Annotated in this window: 1 protein-coding gene; it reads left to right on the top strand. The window is 60.5% G+C overall.

Annotation, left to right across the window (positions count from 1 at the left end; genetic code table 11):
* Positions 1-314 (top strand): transketolase-like TK C-terminal-containing protein (locus tag HII27_RS26910; protein WP_317983872.1); only part of this gene is annotated, 314 nt, incomplete at both ends.

Below are 314 nucleotides of genomic sequence, written 5' to 3'. Positions count from 1 at the left end.
GTGCTGAAAGACAGCGACGGCCAGCCGCAAATCATCCTGATCGCGACCGGTTCCGAAGTTGAGCTGGCCGTTGCCGCTTACGAAAAACTGACCGCTGAAGGCGTGAAGGCGCGCGTGGTTTCCATGCCGTCCACCGACGCATTCGACAAGCAGGACGCGGCTTACCGTGAATCCGTGCTGCCGAAAGCGGTCTCTGCACGCGTCGCTATCGAAGCGGGCATCGCGGACTACTGGTTCAAATACGTGGGCCTGAACGGCGCAATCGTCGGCATGACCACCTTCGGTGAGTCTGCGCCAGCGGATCTGCTGTTCAA

The sequence above is a fragment of the Kluyvera sichuanensis genome, from assembly GCF_014218705.1.
Classification (GTDB): Bacteria; Pseudomonadota; Gammaproteobacteria; order Enterobacterales; family Enterobacteriaceae; genus Kluyvera; species Kluyvera sichuanensis.
The sequence above is the reverse complement of the archived record's forward strand: the minus strand, read 5'-3'. Positions and strand labels throughout refer to the sequence as shown.